General features: G+C 50.4%; 1 protein-coding gene. It reads right to left on the reverse strand.

From position 1 onward, the window contains the following. Positions 1-230: molybdopterin dinucleotide binding domain-containing protein (locus tag AAEY79_RS16005; protein ID WP_352289676.1), on the reverse strand; the 230-nt coding region annotated here is incomplete at its 3' end. Positions 231-248 lie beyond the last annotated feature (18 nt).

Genomic DNA, 248 nt, shown 5'->3' on the forward strand with positions numbered 1-248 from the left:
GTATTAGGGTCACCATAGCTGCACAACGCCCCAATTTCACTACCCCCTTGTTTAGACCCATCTTTACCGACTGGGCCATACCAAGCCCCTTCATGAATTCGGATAACCCCACTAGGGAAGCTGTCGGATACCACTGCACCCGCTAACAGTTGACCTCGGTCGTTAAACACACGAACAACATCTCCATCTTTAATGCCGCGCTGTTTTGCATCGGTAGGATTCAAGTACACGGGTTCACGACCTTGTAC

This window comes from Psychrobacter sp. GW64-MNA-CIBAN-0177 (genome assembly GCF_040309585.1).
Taxonomy (GTDB): Bacteria; Pseudomonadota; Gammaproteobacteria; order Pseudomonadales; family Moraxellaceae; genus Psychrobacter; species Psychrobacter okhotskensis.